Here is a 16,884-nt window from a genome sequence, read left to right on the forward strand (position 1 = left end):
GCCACACTCGCTTCCGCAGCTCAACCTCATGGCTCTAAACATTAAATTCGCTGTTGCGCTTCAACCTTGAAACCGCCATCTCTATCGGTTGGTTTGGGCAGGCCCTCAGACATCAGCCTCTGGCGATGAAATATGCATGCATGAATTCCCGGGGCTGCAAACTACATCCTTGAGCGACATCCGGATGCTTCGCCTTCAATCGCGATTCGTGCGGATCGTTGATAACGGGCAGTCCGATTTTGGAGTCTGAGAAACGCACCTCCAGTCCGCCGCGCTCGGGCGTGCAGCACATTGAGCCGACGAGCCAGTGTGCGTCCGCATCGCTTTGCGGGAGAGGCGCGATACGCATCGGTGTCCGGTTCCGTTCATCAGCGCGGACCACGCAGCGTCGCCGCCGTGCAACTGATGCAGAACGCCTGCGAGAAGGTCCCGTACGAATCCGCGATGCGGCGCGAACCGGATCAGCGCACCTACATTTGCTTGGCCTGGTCGCTCCCCGGCGCAGAGACGACTACGCGGCGCCAGTCCTCCTTCGGCCTGCGCGCGGCGCTAGCGCTTCGTTGCGAAGGCGTTCAAGCGTCTTCCAGACTCTCGCCGCGCTCGGCGATCATCTTGCCGAGCTCGCGCGTCGACAGCACGCGCCGCATCGGATTCGTCGAACCGGATTCGTCCTCCGCGAGATTTTCAATGATCGTCAGCAGCACCTTGCGTGCGACCTTGATGTCGCGCTCGCTCAGGCCTGTCACGCTGATGTCGTTGACTTCCTCCGCCAGCGGCACGAGCTTGTCTTTCAGCGCACGGCCCTCGGGCGTCAGATACACGTGCGTGTTCTTCTTGTTCTCCGGACGCTGCTGACGCTCGACCAGCCCGAGCTTTTCCATCGCGGTCACGGCGGCGAACGTGGTGGGCGCCATCACGCCCGCCTGCTCGCTCAGCTCGCGCTGCGTGAGGCCATCGGTCTCCCACAGGATCCGTAGAAACGTCCAGTGCCCGAACGACACCGCGTGCTCCGCGAGCCGCATCTGCAATGCGCGCACCATCGAACGCGTGGCGTCCTTCACTAGGTGCGCGAGACGATCGTTGGGCACCGATTCGTGCCAGTGGCGCAACATCTCCGCCGTTTCTCGCGGCGCGCCTTCCGCAGTCTTTTTCCGTGTCATGACAGTGTCTTTTCCGTAGAGCGATTCTTTCCCGACATGATAGCCGCTGGCTTGCCGATCGAAGCCCGGACACGCGTCTCGGTGCAAACCCGGACTTGTTCCAGGCGGCCCGCCTCCTTACCATTATGATTAGATATCGAATAAAACGCAGATGCCGGGCCGTGGTCGCGCGCGCCGGTGCATCGTCCTAGTGAGCATGGGAATCGGAGACGTTTGGTGGCCAAATCCACAGTCACGCAATTCATTTCGGAATCGGACGCGGCGGCAGCGCGCGTCGAGGCCACGTATCACAAGGTCACCTGGCGGCTGATGTCGTTCATCTTCGTCTGCTGGGTGCTGAATTATCTGGACCGCGTGAACGTCAGCTTCGCGCAGCTGCATCTGAAGCAGGATCTCGGCTTGTCGGATGCCGCGTACGGCCTCGGCGTGAGCCTGTTTTTCATCGGCTATATCTTGCTGGAAGTGCCGAGCACGCTGTGGCTCAAGAAGATCGGCGCGCGCCTGACGATCTCGCGCATCATGATCCTGTGGGGCGGCATCTCTACCGCGATGGCCTTCATGACCACGCCGACGCAGTTCTATGTCGCGCGGATTCTGCTGGGCGCGGCCGAGGCGGGATTCTGGCCCGGCATCATCCTGTATCTGACGTACTGGTACCCGGGCGCGCGGCGCGCGCGCATCACGTCGCGCTTTCTGCTGGCGATCGCGGCGGCGGGCATTATCGGCGGTCCGTTGTCGGGCTGGATCCTGCATAACTTCGTCGACGTGCTCGGCTACAAGAACTGGCAGTGGCTGTTCTTCCTCGAAGGCCTGCCCGCGCTGGTGATGGGCGTGGTCGCGTTCTTCTACCTCGTCGATCGTCCGCAGGATGCGCGCTGGCTCGACGACGAGCAGAAGAAGATCATTCTCGATGCGCTCGCCGCCGACCGCGCCGCAAAGAAGCCTGCGAGGCACACGCGCCATCAACTGCTGGTCGCGCTGAAGGACCCGCGCGTGTATATCCTCGCGGCGGGCTGGGGCACGGTGCCTCTGTGCGGCACGATCCTGAACTACTGGACGCCGACGATCATCCGTCAGGCGGGCGTCTCGGATGTGCTCAACGTGGGCTTGCTGTCGGCGTTGCCGTACATCATCGGCGCGCTCGGGATGTTCGCGGTGGCGCGCAGTTCCGACGTGACGCTGGAGCGGCGCTGGCATTTCTTCGCCTGCACGGCGATCGGCGCGCTGGGTGGCTTTCTGCTGCCGGTGCTGTCGGGCAACACGGCGGCGGCCATCATCTGTCTCGGCATGATCTCGATTTCGTACTTCGGCGCGGCCGCGATCATCTGGTCGATTCCACCGGCTTATCTCTCCGATGACGCCGCCGCCGCAGGCATCGGCGCGATCAGCAGTCTCGGGCAAGTGGGCGCGTTCTGCGGTCCCATCGCGCTCGGCTGGATCAAGACGATGACGGGCAGTCTCGCCATCGGCCTCGCCGCGATCGCCGCGATCGTGATGCTCGGCGGCCTCGCCGTGCTGATCGGCGTGCCGGCCAATACGCTGCGCGAGCACGCGGAAACGCATTCGTAACGATCGGTTCTCGCAGCACGGGCGGCGTCTTCGTCTTGAAGACGCCGCTTTTCTTTTGGTGACGATCCGATGCGTTTCAGGGAAAACCCGCTTGCTTCTAAATGATTAGATATCTAATATAACCGACATGGTGATCGACGCTGGACACGGCGCGATCGAATGGATCGACAAGCAGGGGAGCAGGTGCAATGAACGACGAACTGTCATTCAGGACGCTCGTGGTGACGAAGAAGGATCAGGTGGCAAAAGGCATCTTCCGTTTCGAACTGCGCGATGAAGCCGGGCGCGCGCTGCCGCCGTTCACGGCGGGTGCGCATCTGACGGTGCGCGTGCCGAGCGGCGCGAATCGCAACTATTCGCTGTGCAACGATCCCGACGAAGCCGACCGCTACGTGATCGCGGTGAAGCGCGACGCGGCAGGGCGCGGCGGCTCGAGGAGCATGACGGACGATGTCGCGGAAGGCGACCGCATCGAGGTTTCGGAACCGCGCAACGAGTTCGGGCTGAGCGAGCGCGCGCGAAGCTTCGTGTTCGTCGCGGGCGGCATCGGCATCACCCCGATTCTTTCGATGATGCGTCATCTCAAGGCCACCGCCGGCCCGCGCTTCAAGCTGTATTACGTGTCGCGCAGCCCTGAGACGACCGCTTTCATCGACGAACTGTCGAGCGCGGAATGGAAGCCGCACGTCGTCATTCATCACGATCACGGCGATCTCGCCAATGCGTTCGATTTCTGGCCGGTCTTCGAGAAGCCCGGCAGCGGCGCGCATGTCTACTGCTGCGGCCCGCGCGGGCTGATGGACGGCGTGCGCGACATGACCGGCCACTGGCCGACGGGCAGCGTGCATTTCGAGAGCTTCGGCGTGGACCAGTCGCGCGCGGCGGAGAACACACGGTTCAGCGTGAAGCTGGAGCGATCGGGCCGCTCGTTCGAGATTCCGAAGGACCGCTCGATCCTCGAAATTCTGCGCGATAACGGCATCCGCGCGCCGAGCTCATGCGAGAGCGGCACGTGCGGATCGTGCCGCACGACGCTGTGCGCGGGCGAGGCGGACCATCGCGACATGGTGCTCGGCGACGACGAGAAGCGCGATCAGATCATGATCTGCGTGTCGCGTGCGAAGAGCGAAGAACTTGTACTCGATCTTTGAATATCTGGAGAAGCGTCAATGCTCACGCATGAAGAAAACGAATTGCTGTGCCGTGTCGAAGGCGATGCCCCGATGGGACAGTTGATGCGCCGTCACTGGACGCCCGTGTGCCTCATCGAGGAAGTGAGCGAGCCGGACGGCGCGCCGGTGAAGGCGCGCGTGTTCGGCGAAGATCTCGTCGTGTTCCGCGATACCGACGGCAACGTCGGCGTGATGGACGAATACTGCCCGCACCGGCGCGTGTCGCTCGTGTATGGGCGCAACGAGGACTGCGGCCTGCGCTGCCTGTATCACGGCTGGAAGATGGACGTGAAGGGCAACGTCATCGAAATGGTCTCCGAGCCTTCGTGCAGCGACATGACGAAGAAGGTCAAGCACAAGGCCTACGAAACGAAGGAATGGGGCGGCTTCGTGTGGGCGTACATGGGTCCGCAGGACGCGATTCCCGAGTTCGTGCCGCCCGCCTGGGCGCCGACCGAAGACACGCGCGTGACCATCGCGAAAGCGATTCTGCCGTGCAACTGGGCGCAGATTCTCGAAGGCGCGATCGATTCCGCGCACAGCTCCAGCCTGCATTCGTCGGACTTCGTGCCGGCGCGCGTCGGCGGCGCGGAAGCGACTTCGAAAAACTGGCTGCGTCCGTCGACGGACAAGGCGCCGCGTCTGCAGGTGCATCGCACGGAATTCGGTTTCCGCTATGCCGCGCTGCGCCGTCCGATCCAGAACGCCGCGACGCACGATTACGTGCGTTCGACCGTGTTCGTCGCGCCGGCGACCGCGCTGATTCCGCCGAACAACTTGTACAACGTCGCCAACATCAACGTGCCCTGCGACGACACCAGCACCGCGTTCTATTTCATGGCGTGGGGACATCCCGACAAGACGCCGGAAACCGAAACGTGGCGCAAGTTTCTCGGGCAGCAGGTCGGCATCGATCTCGACCAGTACTACCGGCCGCTGCGCAATCACGACAACCGCTTCTGGCAGGATCGCGAGGCGATGAAGGCGGGCAACTTCACCGGCATCAAGGGCTTCCCGAATCAGGACATCGCGATGTGGGTGACGATGGGCGCGGTCGCCGATCGCACCGGGGAGCGCCTGGGCGCGAGCGATGTCGCCGTCGTCGAATTCCGCCGCCGTATGCTCGATGCGGTGAAGGCGTTTCAGGCGGGCGAAGCAGCCATCGGAACCGGCGACAAGGCGATTCCGCGCAGCGTGTGCTCGTTCCAGGCGATGGTGCCGAAAGACACGGACTGGAAGCAGTTCGACGCGCATCCGGTGTGGGTCGAGCGTGCGGAAGAGGCCGCGCCTGCGCTCGAATCGAACTATCAGGTTCAGGTTTGATGGCGACGATCCGACTCGGCATCGCGGGACTGGGCCGCGCCTTCTCGCTGATGCTGCCGACGTTTCTCTCCGACGCGCGCGTGCGGCTCGTTGCGGCATGCGACCCGCGCGAGACGGCGCGCGCGCAATTCGAAGCCGACTTCGATGCGCCCGCGTATGCCGACATCGAAGCCCTCGCGAAGCGGCCGGACATCGATGCAATCTACATCGCGAGCCCGCATCAGTTTCATGCGGCGCACACGCGGATCGCGGCGGCGCACGGCAAGCACGTGCTCGTCGAAAAGCCGATGGCGCTGTCGCTCGCCGAATGCGACGACATGATCGGCGCGTGTCGTGAAGCGGACGTGCATCTGATCGTCGGCCATTGTCACAGCTTCGATACACCGTATCTGCGCACGCGCGAGCTCATCGCGTCGGGCGCGTTCGGCGATGTGAAGATGATTCACGCGCTCAACTACACCGACTATCTATATCGGCCGCGACGGCCCGAGGAACTGAAGACGGAAGAGGGCGGCGGCGCGGTGTTCAGCCAGGCGGCGCATCAGGTGGATATCGTGCGCATGCTCGCGGGCAGCCGCGCGACGCGCATTCGCGCGGCCGTCGGCAACTGGGATGCGGCGCGTCCGACCGGAGGCGCGTACACCGCGACGCTGTGGTTCGAGAACGGCGCGTTCGCGACGCTCTCCTACAGCGGCTACGCGCATTTCGATTCCGACGAGTGGACCGGCTGGATCGGCGAAATGGGTCAGACGCGCAGCGCGGATGAATACGGCGCGGCCCGGCGCAAGCTGTCGAAGGTTGCGTCGGCGGATGAAGAAGCGCGGCGCAAGGCGGCGGGCACGTACGGCGGCAACGCGTACACGCCGGCATCGAAGGTGCCCGAAGCGCGCAGGCATCAGCATTTCGGGCCGCTGATCGTGTCGTGCGAGCGCGGCGATCTGCGGCCGATGCCCGATGGCATCGTCGTGTACGGCGACGAGCGGCACGAGCGTATCGAGCTCGGCGCGCCCGCGGTGCCGCGCGCCGAAGTCATCGACGAACTCATCGCCGCCGTGCAGGGCGGCGTGGCTCCGCTGCACGACGGCGCGTGGGCGCGCGGCACGCTGGAAATCTGCCTCGCGATGCTGCAATCGAGCGCCGAACAGCGCGACGTGCTCATCGGCGGCGAAAACATCGAATCGAATTGATAAGGAATGTTGAATATGGGCAAGCTCAATCTGTCGGTCGCGGTGGGCAATTACGATCGCATGCGGCCGCTGGTCGATGGCGAAGTGCAGGTCGACGGCGTCGATCCGGTTTTCATGCTGCAAGACCCGGAAGAGATTTTCTTTCGCGCTTTCCGTCACGCGGATTACGACATCTGCGAACTGTCGCTGTCGAGCTATAGCGTGAAGACGGCGGCGGGCACGAGCCCGTACATCGCCGTGCCGATTTTTCCGTCGCGCGCATTTCGCCATACGTCGATCTACGTGCGCAACGATCGTGGCATTGACTCGCCCGCCGATCTCAAGGGCAAGCGCATCGGCGTGCCGGAGTATCAGCTGACGGCCAACGTTTGGGCGCGTCTCTTTTTGGAAGAAGACCACGGCGTGAAGGCCTCGGACGTGACGTGGATTCGCGGCGGCTATGAAGAAGCCGGGCGTCTGGAGAAGATCAGCCTCAAGCTGCCCGACGATGTGCGGCTCGAGAACGCGCCCGAGAACCAGACGATCTCAGGCATGCTCGCGTCCGGCGAAATCGATGCGCTCATCGGCCCGCGCGCGCCGTCGTGCTTTACGAACGGCCATCCGAACGTGAAGTATCTCTACGACGATCCGCAGAAGGCCGCCGCCGACTGGTACACGCGCACGAAGCTGTTCCCGATCATGCATCTGCTGGGCGTGCGGCGCGCGCTCGCGGAACAGCATCCGTGGCTGCCGGGCGCGGTGGCGAAGGCATTCGAAAAGAGCAAGGCCGTCGCGCTCGCGAAGCTGAACGACACGTCCGCGACCAAGGTGACGCTGCCGTTCGTCGAAGAACAGTTGCGCAACACGCGCCGTCTCATGGGCAACGATTTCTGGTCGTACGGCTTCGAGCCGAACCGGCATGTGCTGTCGCGCTTTCTGAAGCGGCATCACGAAGAAGGTTTGTCGAGCCGCTTGCTGCAGCCGGAGGAACTGTTCCATCCGGCCACGCTGGAAAGCTTCAAGATCTGAGCGTCAACGCGGCGTCGGTGTCGCGCGCGGGTGCCCACGGTGCGCGTGCCTTCGGTTCCTGCGCGCTCGTGTCATACAGGCGGTCCGGGATGAAGAACCCGCAGACGCCGCTCAGGAAGACCACCGCGCCGGCCAGCAGGAAGCTCACGCCGAACGAGAACTGCGTGGCGATGAAGCCGATCGCCACCGGCGTGGCGCCCGAGCAGAAGCGCCCCCCCGTTATATGAGCCGCCGACCGCCGTGCCGCCAATGCGCGTGGCGAGGCTCTCGGACATGAACGCGCCCATCGTGGAAAGCGGGACGCCATAGAGAAGGCCGCGGGACACGCGGCGGCATTTCGCGGAGCAGCATCGAGCCGTCGTGAAGGCGATGGTCGAGCGCGACGGCGCAACGGCGGCCACGCGCATGGGTGACCATCTGCTGAACGTGCAACGGCGGATACCGACGCAGCGCGAATGAAGCGATTACGCATCCGATAGCAGCCGGAGTAGACTTAAATTTCGCGGCGCGTTCGCTGCGAAAGGAGCTTGCTATGAGACTCGCTGAATTGTTCAGACACGCGAAACGGGGCGCCACTGCGGCGCATGGCGGCGATGCGGAGCACCACGACGAAAGTGCGAAGTCGGCCCAGAAGGAATCGAAAAAGCTTTGGGACGTGATTGGCCGCAATCGGCACAAGAAAGCGAAATGGCAGTAGGGGAGATGGCGCCCGGCGTGCGGCGCGCCGGGCGTTGCGCAGCCTGGATCGCGGTTCCCCGGGGAAACCGCGTAATCGCCGCTAACGAGCCTGCGGCAAGGCATACACAGCACCGTGTCTGTCTATAACAAGTAAGGGCTAGTGTGTGCAGCAAGTCCAAAGGCTCGCCCCGGGTCCACATCACCGGCTGCGCACTACTAGAACCTCCCCGCGCGGTAGGGATGTGGACTGGTGAAGCCCGCTTCTCCGTCCATTAACTCGCTCAGCAGCCTGCCGGTCACCGGCCCGAGCGTCAGTCCGTGATGCGCATGTCCGAACGCGAACCAGAGACCGGGATGACGGTCCGCCGGTCCGATCACCGGCCGCATGTCCGGCGTGCAGGGTCGCATCCCGAGCCACGGCGCGTCGTCGATGCGCGCCCCGAGGCCGAACATCGGACGCGCGACGCGCTCCGCTCGTTCCAGTTGCACCGGACTCGGCGGCCTATTGCGAGACGCCAGTTCGACGCCGGTCGTGAGCCGCAGCCCGCGCCGCATCGGGGCGACCACATAGCCGTTTTCGATGTCGACGACGGGCCGGGATAGCGCAGCGCGGCCGTCGCTCGCGTAATGCATGTGATAGCCGCGCTTCGCCACCAGCGGAATGCGGTAGCCAAACTTGCGCGCGAGATCGCCGGACCAGACGCCGAGCGCGATGACCGCCGCCTGCGCCTCGACCAGCCCGCTCGACGTCATCACGCGCCAGCCGCTGCCCGACCGCTGGAGCGTCGCGGCGTCGCCGCTCAGGATGCGTCCGCCCTGGCGCTCGAACAGCGCCGCATATCCTTTCGTCAGCGCGCCGGGATCGATGACACTGCGCGGATCGGTCCAGTGAATTGCGCCCGCGTATCCGTCTGCGAGCGATCCCTCCAGCCGATGCAGCCCGGCCGCATCGAGCGCCTTCATGCCCAGGCCGTGCTCGCTCGCGATGCGCGCGGCATCGCTCGCCTCGCGCTCGAACTGCTCGCGCGAGCGATAGGCTTCGAGCCAGCCCGTGGGCCGCACGAGATCGGAAAGACCCGCGCGCGTGATCAGCGCCTCATGCTCGGCCACGCTGTTGCGGATGAGCGGAAGCATGTCGCGCGCGGCGGCGGCGAGACGCGCCGGCGCCGACTCCCACCAGTAGCGCGCGAGCCACGGCCCATAGGCGGGCAGGGAGCGCAGGTCGTAGCGCAACGCGGTCGAACGGTTCATCGCGAACTTGAACACGGTGCGCAGGTCGCGCGGAAACGCATAAGGCACCACCGACGACGCCTCGATCAGCCCCGCATTGCCAAAGCTCGTCGCTTCGCCGGGCGCGCGCCGGTCGACGAGCGTCACCTGCCATCCGCGCTGCTGTAAATGCAGCGCGACGCTCACTCCCACGATACCCGCGCCGAGCACGATCACGTCCTGAGCCATATTGCAGAGCCTGCTGAAATGGTTATTTGGCGATGATGTCGCGTTTGAAATACCTTTGCGAGAGCTGGCTGAGCGTTCCGTCCTTCTTGAGCGAATCGAGCGCGGCGACGACCTTCGCCTTCAACGCGGCGTCGTCCTTGCGCAAGCCGATGCCCGTGCCTTCGCCGAGCGTGGACGGATCGGTCAGCGGGCCGCCCGCGAAATCGAAGTCCTTGCCCTCGGGCTTCGCGAGAAAGCCGTCGATCGCCGTCTGCACTTCCTGCACCGCGCCGTCTAGCCGCCCGGCCGAGAGATCCGCGAAAATCTGGTCCTGACTCTGGTACGTCACGACCTGCACGCCTGCGCTCGCCCAGTGCTTGCGCACGTAGTCCTCCTGCGTCGATCCTTGCAGCACGCCGACCCGCTTGCCCTTCAGGCTTGCGGGCGTCGGCTCCCGATGCGAGCCGCGCTTCGCGATCATCTGGATCGGCATCACGTAGACGGGCGGCGTGAAGTCGATGGCCTGCCTGCGCTTGGCCGTGATGTTCATCGCCGAATTGATCGCGTCGAACTTGCGCGCCTGCAGCGCGGCGATCAGCCCGTCGAAGCTGTTTTCCACCCACACGCACTTCATCTTGACGCTCTCACACACGGCATTGCCGATGTCGATGTCGAAGCCTTCAAGCGTGCCTGCCGGCGTCTTGCTCTCGAACGGCGGATACGACGCCTCGACGCCGAAACGCAAAGTCTGCGAATCCGCGTGCGCCACGCCGAATGTGAACGCGAAACTCGCCGCGCCCGCGAAGCACATCATCTTCCCGTTCATTGTCGTCACCCAAGACCGTATTTGATCCGCCGCGCGGGCATCGCCGAGCGCCCACTGGAAATATAGTCTAAAAACAGAATAAACGTCTAGAATGGACGAAAATGTCTACCCATTCCACAGCGGCTGCATGACAAGACCATGGCCGCGCGAACCCACTGGCGACGGCCACCAGCGTCCGATAACATCCCACGCGCGCCCGGAGTGCAACGATCGAGCGCCAGAGTCGATCAGTTCGTCGATCGGCGGCCGGGACGCGGTCGGACACGATCCCAGCGACGTTCCGAGCTGGACCGTTCGATTGCTTTACAACATAGCATTATTGGACGGACGTTCGATTATCTACGTCGCCGCGATTCCTCACTGAGTGTCACCGGTGAAACTGCACAGGCAATAGGTTCGACGCAGAGGCGTCCGAGGGTATTCGCAGCAGTGCCTGGTCTGAACTATTTGCGCTTCCGTCCTGAACCTACGCCCTAGCAGAATACGAAAGCCGTGTCGACCGCTCGTCGACCTGTTCGGGCGGGAGGGTGAGACCGCCGGAATCGCTTTCGATAACTTCAAGCCCGGCTATTAAAGCTGTCACCGCGGAGGACTAATGGTGCAGGAGTTGACGGCTACGCAAGAGGTGCTCTAGCCGCCTGCGCCAATAAAGAAGCGGGAGGGTCGGATTGGGCTCCCGCAGGACCGCTGCAATAGCGAGTCGTATGTAGGAAATATCTCAATCTTACCGGTCGGTGGCCAGACAAGCCGACAACGCCGTATGACAGTCGATTGTGCATGCATTAAACCCGGGCTCGCGCTGCAGCAAGCCGGGTATCCGCCTGAAGGGTAGTGCGGCGCTCAAATCCCGGTGAGCCGTTTCGGGAGAAACGGATGACGTGCAGTGGTAAGAAAAAAACGCAGCGTGTAGGGGGCGCCTGTCGCCGGCGGACCTTCCGGTATCTGCCATAGGTGATCGACGTCAATCGTCGACAATCTTGCCCAATCGATTCCATCTTCGCAGTCAATCTTGTCCAGGCACACAAGAAGGGAGACTTTGCGAAACCCCAGTACTTGGAATATTGGCTTGCGTCGCGAACCTATATGCGATTCCTTCGCTAGTCGAGCCATCGCACGTCTCGCTGCTCCCCCGCGAGGTGCTCGATCAATGCAGATGTGACGACGCCTGGTAACCGGAACTCATGAATGACTCGTCCTCCCTACGCGGTCTGAAACTTCCCGGCGGCTGCGACGAGGAACCCGCACTGCACGAGATCAGTGCCGAGTCGTCGGGCTTCAATAGTTACATTGGAACGTCCGCTACTGCACACCACAATTGACCGTGTTGGGTCTGGTCGGCTGCCGCCCGCGTGCCAACGAACGAGTGGTCTGACACTGCGGTGCAATACATCTAGGCAGTCGCCGGGGCATTTGCGTCGGCTGGTGCTGGGTCGACCTTATAATCCGGCATGACTCCATTCATCTCCCATGCACCAAGCTTACTGCCGCGAGCACCGGCTGTTCAATTCATCGGTCTGCTCGTCGCGCATACCTCGGCGGCCCATTCACGGCCCACGATCGTATGAAAATCCCCAAACGACTTATACCGCTTCTCGAAGAAGGACTTATCGACGAAGTCATCGGCCAGTTGATGAGCGGCAAAGAGGCAACAGTCTACGTTGTGCGCAGCGGCGAATCGACGCGTTGCGCTAAGGTGTATAAGGACGTGAAGCAGCGCAGTTTTCGGCAAGCCGCGTCATATCGGGACGGTCGCAAGGTCAAGAACAGCCGGCAAGCGCGGGCGATGGAAAAAGGCACGCGCTACGGCCGTCAGATGCAGGAAGCGTCATGGCAGAACGCAGAGGTCGACGCGCTATTCCGGCTGGCCGACGCAGGTGTGCGCGTGCCGCAACCCTATATTTGTACCGACGGCGTGTTGCTGATGGAGCTAGTGGTCGACGAAGTGGGTGACGTCGCACCACGGCTCAACGATGTCGATCTGACCGAAGTCCGCGCCCTCGAACTGCACGCGCTGCTGCTGAACCAGGTTGTTCGCATGCTCTGCGCAGGGGTGATCCATGGCGACCTTTCGGAGTACAACATCCTGCTGGCCGCGAACGGGCCGGTGATCATTGATCTGCCGCAGGCCGTCGACGCAGCCGGCAACAACGAAGCCGCCTCGATGCTCAAGCGAGACGTCGATAACTTGGCCACGTACTTCGGGCGATTTGCACCGCAACTACTCACAGCGAGTTATGGCACGGAGATATGGACGCTCTTCGAAGCGGGGCGGCTGCATGTTGATGCCGAGCTGACCGGTCGCATCGAAGTCGACACGCGACCTGTGGACCTTGACGGCGTGCTGCAGGAACTCGAAGAGACACGCCTTGAGGAGGACGCGCGAGCGCGGCGGCAGCAGGAACTTAGTGCAGGCCGGTAACCGTGCTCGATGTCCCCCGAAGATCGGTATTCGAGGATGTCGCCACTCGGCCAGGAAGCGACATTCACTCGCACCGCGGGGCGGACGTACAGGTGTCGCGTCCTACTCCTGCAGCGGCCATTCAAATTATCCTGTGCGAACGCGAACTGCAGGTCGCGAGAGCTTAAACGTCTGTCCATCGCAGTATTTGAAGAATCCAGAAATCAGTCAGCCCCCGAGGTTGCCGTCGATACGTTCGACGCACATAAGTCCGTCCCGTCCCTTCGCGCTTGCCGTCGCGCGGACTGCGGTTGACTAGAGTTACGAGAATGTCGACACCCAGGCGCGCGATGGTTTGCCCGTCAAGTGGCAGCTCGACGGGAATCGGCAACTCAGCAGTTGGCTGAAGCGCTGACCCGCGTCACCAAATGTTGCGGGTCTCTCGATCGTCCGCCAGTTCAAAGGTATAGGGAGTGCGTTCAACGAGAAGGTCCAGCATCTCGTCGGCGCGATGCAGGCACTGATTGCGTTCGGGATCGAGCGTGGCCAGGAAGCTCTGCACTGAAGGCTCGGTCGTCCGCGGATCAAAAAGATGAGGCGCTTCGAGCGCCTGCCAGGGCACGACGTCGCCGGGAGTATCGTGAGGATCGAAGGGGTACAGCTTGCGCAGGTGGTCCAGGGTTTCGTCGCGCCATGCGACAAATGCGTCGTAGTCCGGCAGGACGATTTCTGCAAGGCCAGAAAGGTAAAGTACCGCCATGCCTGGGCCCGACTGCGTCGCCAGGTCACGCACCGCCTGCTGCGCGTACAGCATTGCAAACAGCAGCGGGCCTCGGACCGGGCCGCTCCAGAGGTCGCGATCGGGTTCCCAGGGCCGCATGTATCGGGTGTCGATCACCGCAGCCCACATTGCTTCCAGCTCGTCGTAAGGTACCGGGTCGTTGCTGAGGCGTTGGTAGCGGTATACGATCCACTCCGTACAGCCTGTTGCGAGCGCGAGATTGGCTCGGTCCGATATCTCGTTCTGCTTGTCCAGCAACTCGTCATCCAGAAGATCAGCATCGTCCTCGCCGATCCAGTCGTCCCACGGGTATCTCAACGCCAGGAAATCAGCCTGAACACGTGGGACGTCTGAGGGCCAGCGGGCGGTCGTCATGATCTAGAAATATTTGGGCGGACTAAAAGCGGCAAGAAGGCCGATGGCTCAAGCGAATCTGTATGGTGTTTGCACTCCGAGCTTGAGCAACTCGTTCGCGGGGGTGAGAAACGGATTGTCCTGCGGGTTCAATCCCTGCAGAAATGCATCGACTAGTTCGCCCGCCTTGTCGAGCGAGAAGTCGAAAGCTGGATCAACGGATTGGGGAGGTAGCACCGGTCCCAGAAGATTGTCCGACTGACCCTGATGAATCCAATAGCTGTAGAAGGTTGCCTCCGCACTGAAACGCGCCATAACCGCCTTGCGCCAATTCATGAACGGACTGCTGGCCGACTTGCCAACGACCTGGCCAACGAGTTGCGATACGTACACGGCTTCAAGGGCCCCGTTTTCGTCGGGATTGGTCCGATCTGCAATCCTGAGCAAATACACCAGGGCGACCCACTTTGGGCCATTTTTCTTGTCGAGTAGGTTGTCGTACGACTGCCACAAGCTTTCGTCTCCAGGAGCGTCATCGCTGATTTTCCAATGCTCTCTGGAGCGGTCCGCGTAGTCGCCTGAGCACAGTTTCAAGTACCGCCGGTCAACGACGGACGCCCACAATGCCTCTACGGCATGATTGAAAACAAGATCGTCAGGATCACTCAGGCGCCGACGAAACACCCATTCGGCCATGCCGATGGACAGAGCAAGAAGACTTCGGGCCCACAGGCCAGAGATTTGGTCCTGGGATTTGAGATTCTGTCTTTCTGACTCCCAGATGGCGTCGTCGTTCCATTCATAGGAACGTGGATTGCCAATGACGTAGGGCGGCGGGTTCAGCATGGTTGCAACTCCGTTGTTCCAAAATCGAGTTCTGGAAAACCTTATTCAGTATCCGTGTTTCTTGCAGGGCGGTGGTTTGACCTTCTCTTGCCTTCCCTGTTTTATCTTGCAAAGAAAGATCTTGAGTCCGCAGTACTGCGCATGACAAAGCACCTTCTCGCAGTCTTTGCATGGCTTAGCCAATGGGGCAACGTTCTTTGCGCCGGTGATCTTGCCTTGAGGATTCTTGAATACTACCCGCTGCTTCCACTTGATTTTCATCATCAGTTCGCAGCCTTCCGCGCCCCCCGGCCCTTTAAAGGCATCTTCAACCAGGCGGGCCTCTGTATGCGAACAACCCGAAGAAAAGCCCTGTGTGGCATGCTCGAAATCCTCGCCGTTCTTCTTCTTGCACATCTTGGAGGGTTCCCCTCTCTTGACCCCTTGCGCATATCTTGATTGCCTCCCCTTTGGGAGCCGCGACAAGCTGCTATAGGCGGGCTTTTTCGTCGTCACACCGCCGCACGTGAGTTTGGATGCTGTGACAGTGGTGCACTTGTGCGCCGTTGCCCCCTTCGGCGTTTTTCTCATTGCCTGGATCTTTCGGTCTTCCTTGTCCGCTTCTTCTTTCAACTCGTCGCATTCCGACTTGATGTCTCCCTTTCCTACCCCCGCAGTGTTGAATCCGGAGGCGGCTGAGTTTCCAGTGTTCATATCGAGTTCTCTTGAGGCGAGGAAGGGAAGCACGCGGCAACGGCATCACATGTTGTTGTGATTCGTCATGTCCAGGTGACGTAACGCGTTCTCGCCTTCGAACTTGACGTCAAAAGACCACGCAGAGAAATAGGTCGTGTTAGTGATCTGATGGCTCATGACGCCCATTCCCAACGACTTGGTCGCTGCTTCATCGCCATTGCTCTTCTTATACGTGGACGAATCCTTGATGCCGACCTGTTCGCCCCCGATCCTGACGCTGCGGGTGCCACTGTCGGTATCGGATGCCTTCGAGAAATTTGGATAGGGGATCGGGAGCGGGCCTGCCGGAGGTGAGGGCGGCGACAGACATGTATCAGGCATCGCTCCCATCGAGACGTTGTCGTCTTTCTTGGCCGATACCTCGCGTCCGTTGGCAAAAACGTTCTTGCTCATGCGTGCCTCCCGTTTGCAGGACCTCGCAGGCCGACGACCACCGCCGCCCGCTCACCTCCATCGTTGCTCACATGGCACACCGCGAGAGAGCCGGGTGCGTAGCCCTCCTGTGCGGCATGCATCGCCTGGGCGAGCAGGCAAGGCAGAATCGCGGCGCCGATGTTGCCCAGATATTCCATCGGGTGCCACAGTTCCAGGGGGGCCAGTCGCTGGCCGCCATTCAGGCGGCCAGCGGCAAACGCGGCCTCCTTGAACTTGTAATGCTCGCCGGTCAGGTCGGTCAGTCGGTATGCCACGTCCTTCAGCGCCACGCCGGCATTGCCCAGCGCCCGCTGCAGCGCCTGAGTCAGGCCGGTTGCGCGAAACGCCATGGTGCTCTCGATGGTTGCGGGCTCCTCTCCGATACCCACGCCGAGAATGCGCAATGCATCACCTTCGTAGTCTTCATCGCTGCCTACCAGCACGGCGGTGCCCGCTTCGCCGGGAAAGAACCCGTTGAAGTTGCCTCGCGTGATGACACGGCGCCGCTGCACGTAGGCATCCAGCGTCGGCTGGTGCAGAAAACTGTCCACACCCGCCACGATCACCCGCTGCGCATGGCCTTGCTCGATCAAGGACTGCGCACGCACCAAGGCTTGCACACCGCCGAACTGATCCCGCGGGAACAGGGCCGAGTGACGATTGGGCGGCAACTCCAGCCGGGTGTAGACCTCGTCCAGAAGTTCTTCTTCCAGTCTTGCCGTGCGCGCGGGCCGCCCGCCGCAGGCCGTAGCGATGAGAAGGGGGATTGACGCCGGCATCACAGGTGCGGCCGCGGAAAGACACTCGCCGATGGCCGGTGCAACCAGGTCAGCGAGCTTGCCAAGCCCTTCCCACCAATGAGGCAAAGGCACCTTCACGCCCCGCAATGGCTCGCCAGACTCGATATCGCTCCAGGGGGTTTGAAGCGCACCGGGAACCTCGGAGACCGTTTTGCTGGAGTTAAGCAGCCATCGGCACTCCAGCGAGTTGCTCATA

Annotated in this window: 16 protein-coding genes; 7 read left to right on the top strand and 9 right to left on the bottom strand. The window is 62.2% G+C overall.

The features are described 5' to 3' along the window. Window positions 1-572: 572 nt before the first annotated feature. Complete coding sequence (locus AB6804_RS29855) at window positions 573-1,160, bottom strand: MarR family winged helix-turn-helix transcriptional regulator (RefSeq protein ID WP_370889519.1); 588 nt, start codon at window positions 1,158-1,160, stop codon at window positions 573-575. A 216-nt stretch (window positions 1,161-1,376) separates the two neighbouring features. Between AB6804_RS29855 and AB6804_RS29860 the strand changes: the two genes are divergently transcribed. The 5 genes from AB6804_RS29860 (at window position 1,377) to AB6804_RS29880 (ending at window position 7,419) form a co-directional block, all read left to right on the top strand. Further along, the gene (locus AB6804_RS29860; RefSeq protein ID WP_370889520.1) at window positions 1,377-2,729 is read left to right on the top strand and encodes an MFS transporter; all 1,353 of its coding nucleotides are present in this window, start codon (window positions 1,377-1,379) and stop codon (window positions 2,727-2,729) included. A 188-nt stretch (window positions 2,730-2,917) separates the two neighbouring features. Further along, window positions 2,918-3,880: a 2Fe-2S iron-sulfur cluster-binding protein gene (locus AB6804_RS29865; RefSeq protein ID WP_370889521.1), complete on the top strand. Its 963-nt coding sequence runs from the start codon at window positions 2,918-2,920 to the stop codon at window positions 3,878-3,880. Between the two features lie 18 nt (window positions 3,881-3,898). Beyond that, window positions 3,899-5,224: a Rieske 2Fe-2S domain-containing protein gene (locus AB6804_RS29870; protein WP_370889522.1), complete on the top strand. Its 1,326-nt coding sequence runs from the start codon at window positions 3,899-3,901 to the stop codon at window positions 5,222-5,224. Beyond that, window positions 5,224-6,411, top strand: coding sequence for a Gfo/Idh/MocA family protein (locus tag AB6804_RS29875; protein WP_370889523.1), 1,188 nt, complete (start codon window positions 5,224-5,226; stop codon window positions 6,409-6,411). Before AB6804_RS29870 ends, AB6804_RS29875 begins: the two co-directional genes overlap by 1 nt. A 15-nt stretch (window positions 6,412-6,426) precedes the next feature. Next, window positions 6,427-7,419 (top strand): ABC transporter substrate-binding protein, encoded by a 993-nt coding sequence (locus AB6804_RS29880; RefSeq protein ID WP_370889524.1) that lies wholly within the window; start codon window positions 6,427-6,429, stop codon window positions 7,417-7,419. Here AB6804_RS29880 and AB6804_RS29885 read toward each other — a convergent pair. Then, window positions 7,409-7,606: a hypothetical protein gene (locus tag AB6804_RS29885; RefSeq protein WP_370889525.1), complete on the bottom strand. Its 198-nt coding sequence runs from the start codon at window positions 7,604-7,606 to the stop codon at window positions 7,409-7,411. The genes AB6804_RS29880 and AB6804_RS29885 overlap by 11 nt on opposite strands. 173 nt (window positions 7,607-7,779) lie before the next feature. Here AB6804_RS29885 and AB6804_RS29890 point away from each other — a divergent pair, with 173 nt between their 5' ends. After that, window positions 7,780-7,878, top strand: a complete 99-nt coding sequence (locus AB6804_RS29890) for a hypothetical protein (RefSeq protein WP_370889526.1) — start codon at window positions 7,780-7,782, stop codon at window positions 7,876-7,878. Window positions 7,879-8,313: 435 nt separating this feature from the next. Here AB6804_RS29890 and AB6804_RS29895 read toward each other — a convergent pair whose 3' ends face one another. Further along, on the bottom strand, window positions 8,314-9,555 hold the full coding sequence (locus tag AB6804_RS29895; RefSeq protein ID WP_370889527.1) for an NAD(P)/FAD-dependent oxidoreductase: 1,242 nt from the start codon (window positions 9,553-9,555) through the stop codon (window positions 8,314-8,316). A 22-nt stretch (window positions 9,556-9,577) separates the two neighbouring features. Then, on the bottom strand, window positions 9,578-10,360 hold the full coding sequence (locus AB6804_RS29900) for an ABC transporter substrate-binding protein (protein WP_370889528.1): 783 nt from the start codon (window positions 10,358-10,360) through the stop codon (window positions 9,578-9,580). Between the two features lie 1,561 nt (window positions 10,361-11,921). On the opposite strand from AB6804_RS29900, the gene AB6804_RS29905 reads away from it, so the two are divergent. Further along, window positions 11,922-12,779 (top strand): PA4780 family RIO1-like protein kinase, encoded by an 858-nt coding sequence (locus AB6804_RS29905; protein ID WP_370889529.1) that lies wholly within the window; start codon window positions 11,922-11,924, stop codon window positions 12,777-12,779. Window positions 12,780-13,179: 400 nt separating this feature from the next. Here the strand turns inward: AB6804_RS29905 and AB6804_RS29910 are convergent, their stop codons facing one another. From AB6804_RS29910 to AB6804_RS29930, 5 genes are all read right to left on the bottom strand, one after another. Next, window positions 13,180-13,914 (bottom strand): hypothetical protein, encoded by a 735-nt coding sequence (locus tag AB6804_RS29910; RefSeq protein WP_370889530.1) that lies wholly within the window; start codon window positions 13,912-13,914, stop codon window positions 13,180-13,182. Between the two features lie 48 nt (window positions 13,915-13,962). Continuing rightward, complete coding sequence (locus tag AB6804_RS29915; protein WP_370889531.1) at window positions 13,963-14,739, bottom strand: hypothetical protein; 777 nt, start codon at window positions 14,737-14,739, stop codon at window positions 13,963-13,965. Window positions 14,740-14,784: 45 nt separating this feature from the next. After that, window positions 14,785-15,432 carry a hypothetical protein gene (locus AB6804_RS29920; protein WP_370889532.1) on the bottom strand — a complete coding sequence of 216 codons (648 nt, stop codon included), beginning with the start codon at window positions 15,430-15,432 and terminating at the stop codon, window positions 14,785-14,787. Window positions 15,433-15,477: 45 nt separating this feature from the next. Then, a complete protein-coding gene (locus tag AB6804_RS29925) occupies window positions 15,478-15,867 on the bottom strand; it encodes a DUF4150 domain-containing protein (RefSeq protein WP_370889533.1) in 390 nt (129 codons plus the stop codon). Beyond that, on the bottom strand, window positions 15,864-16,884 hold a 1,021-nt coding region (locus tag AB6804_RS29930), incomplete at its 5' end, for a hypothetical protein (protein ID WP_370889534.1). The genes AB6804_RS29930 and AB6804_RS29925, both read right to left, overlap by 4 nt.

This window comes from Caballeronia sp. RCC_10 (genome assembly GCF_041360715.1).
GTDB lineage: Bacteria > Pseudomonadota > Gammaproteobacteria > Burkholderiales > Burkholderiaceae > Caballeronia > Caballeronia grimmiae.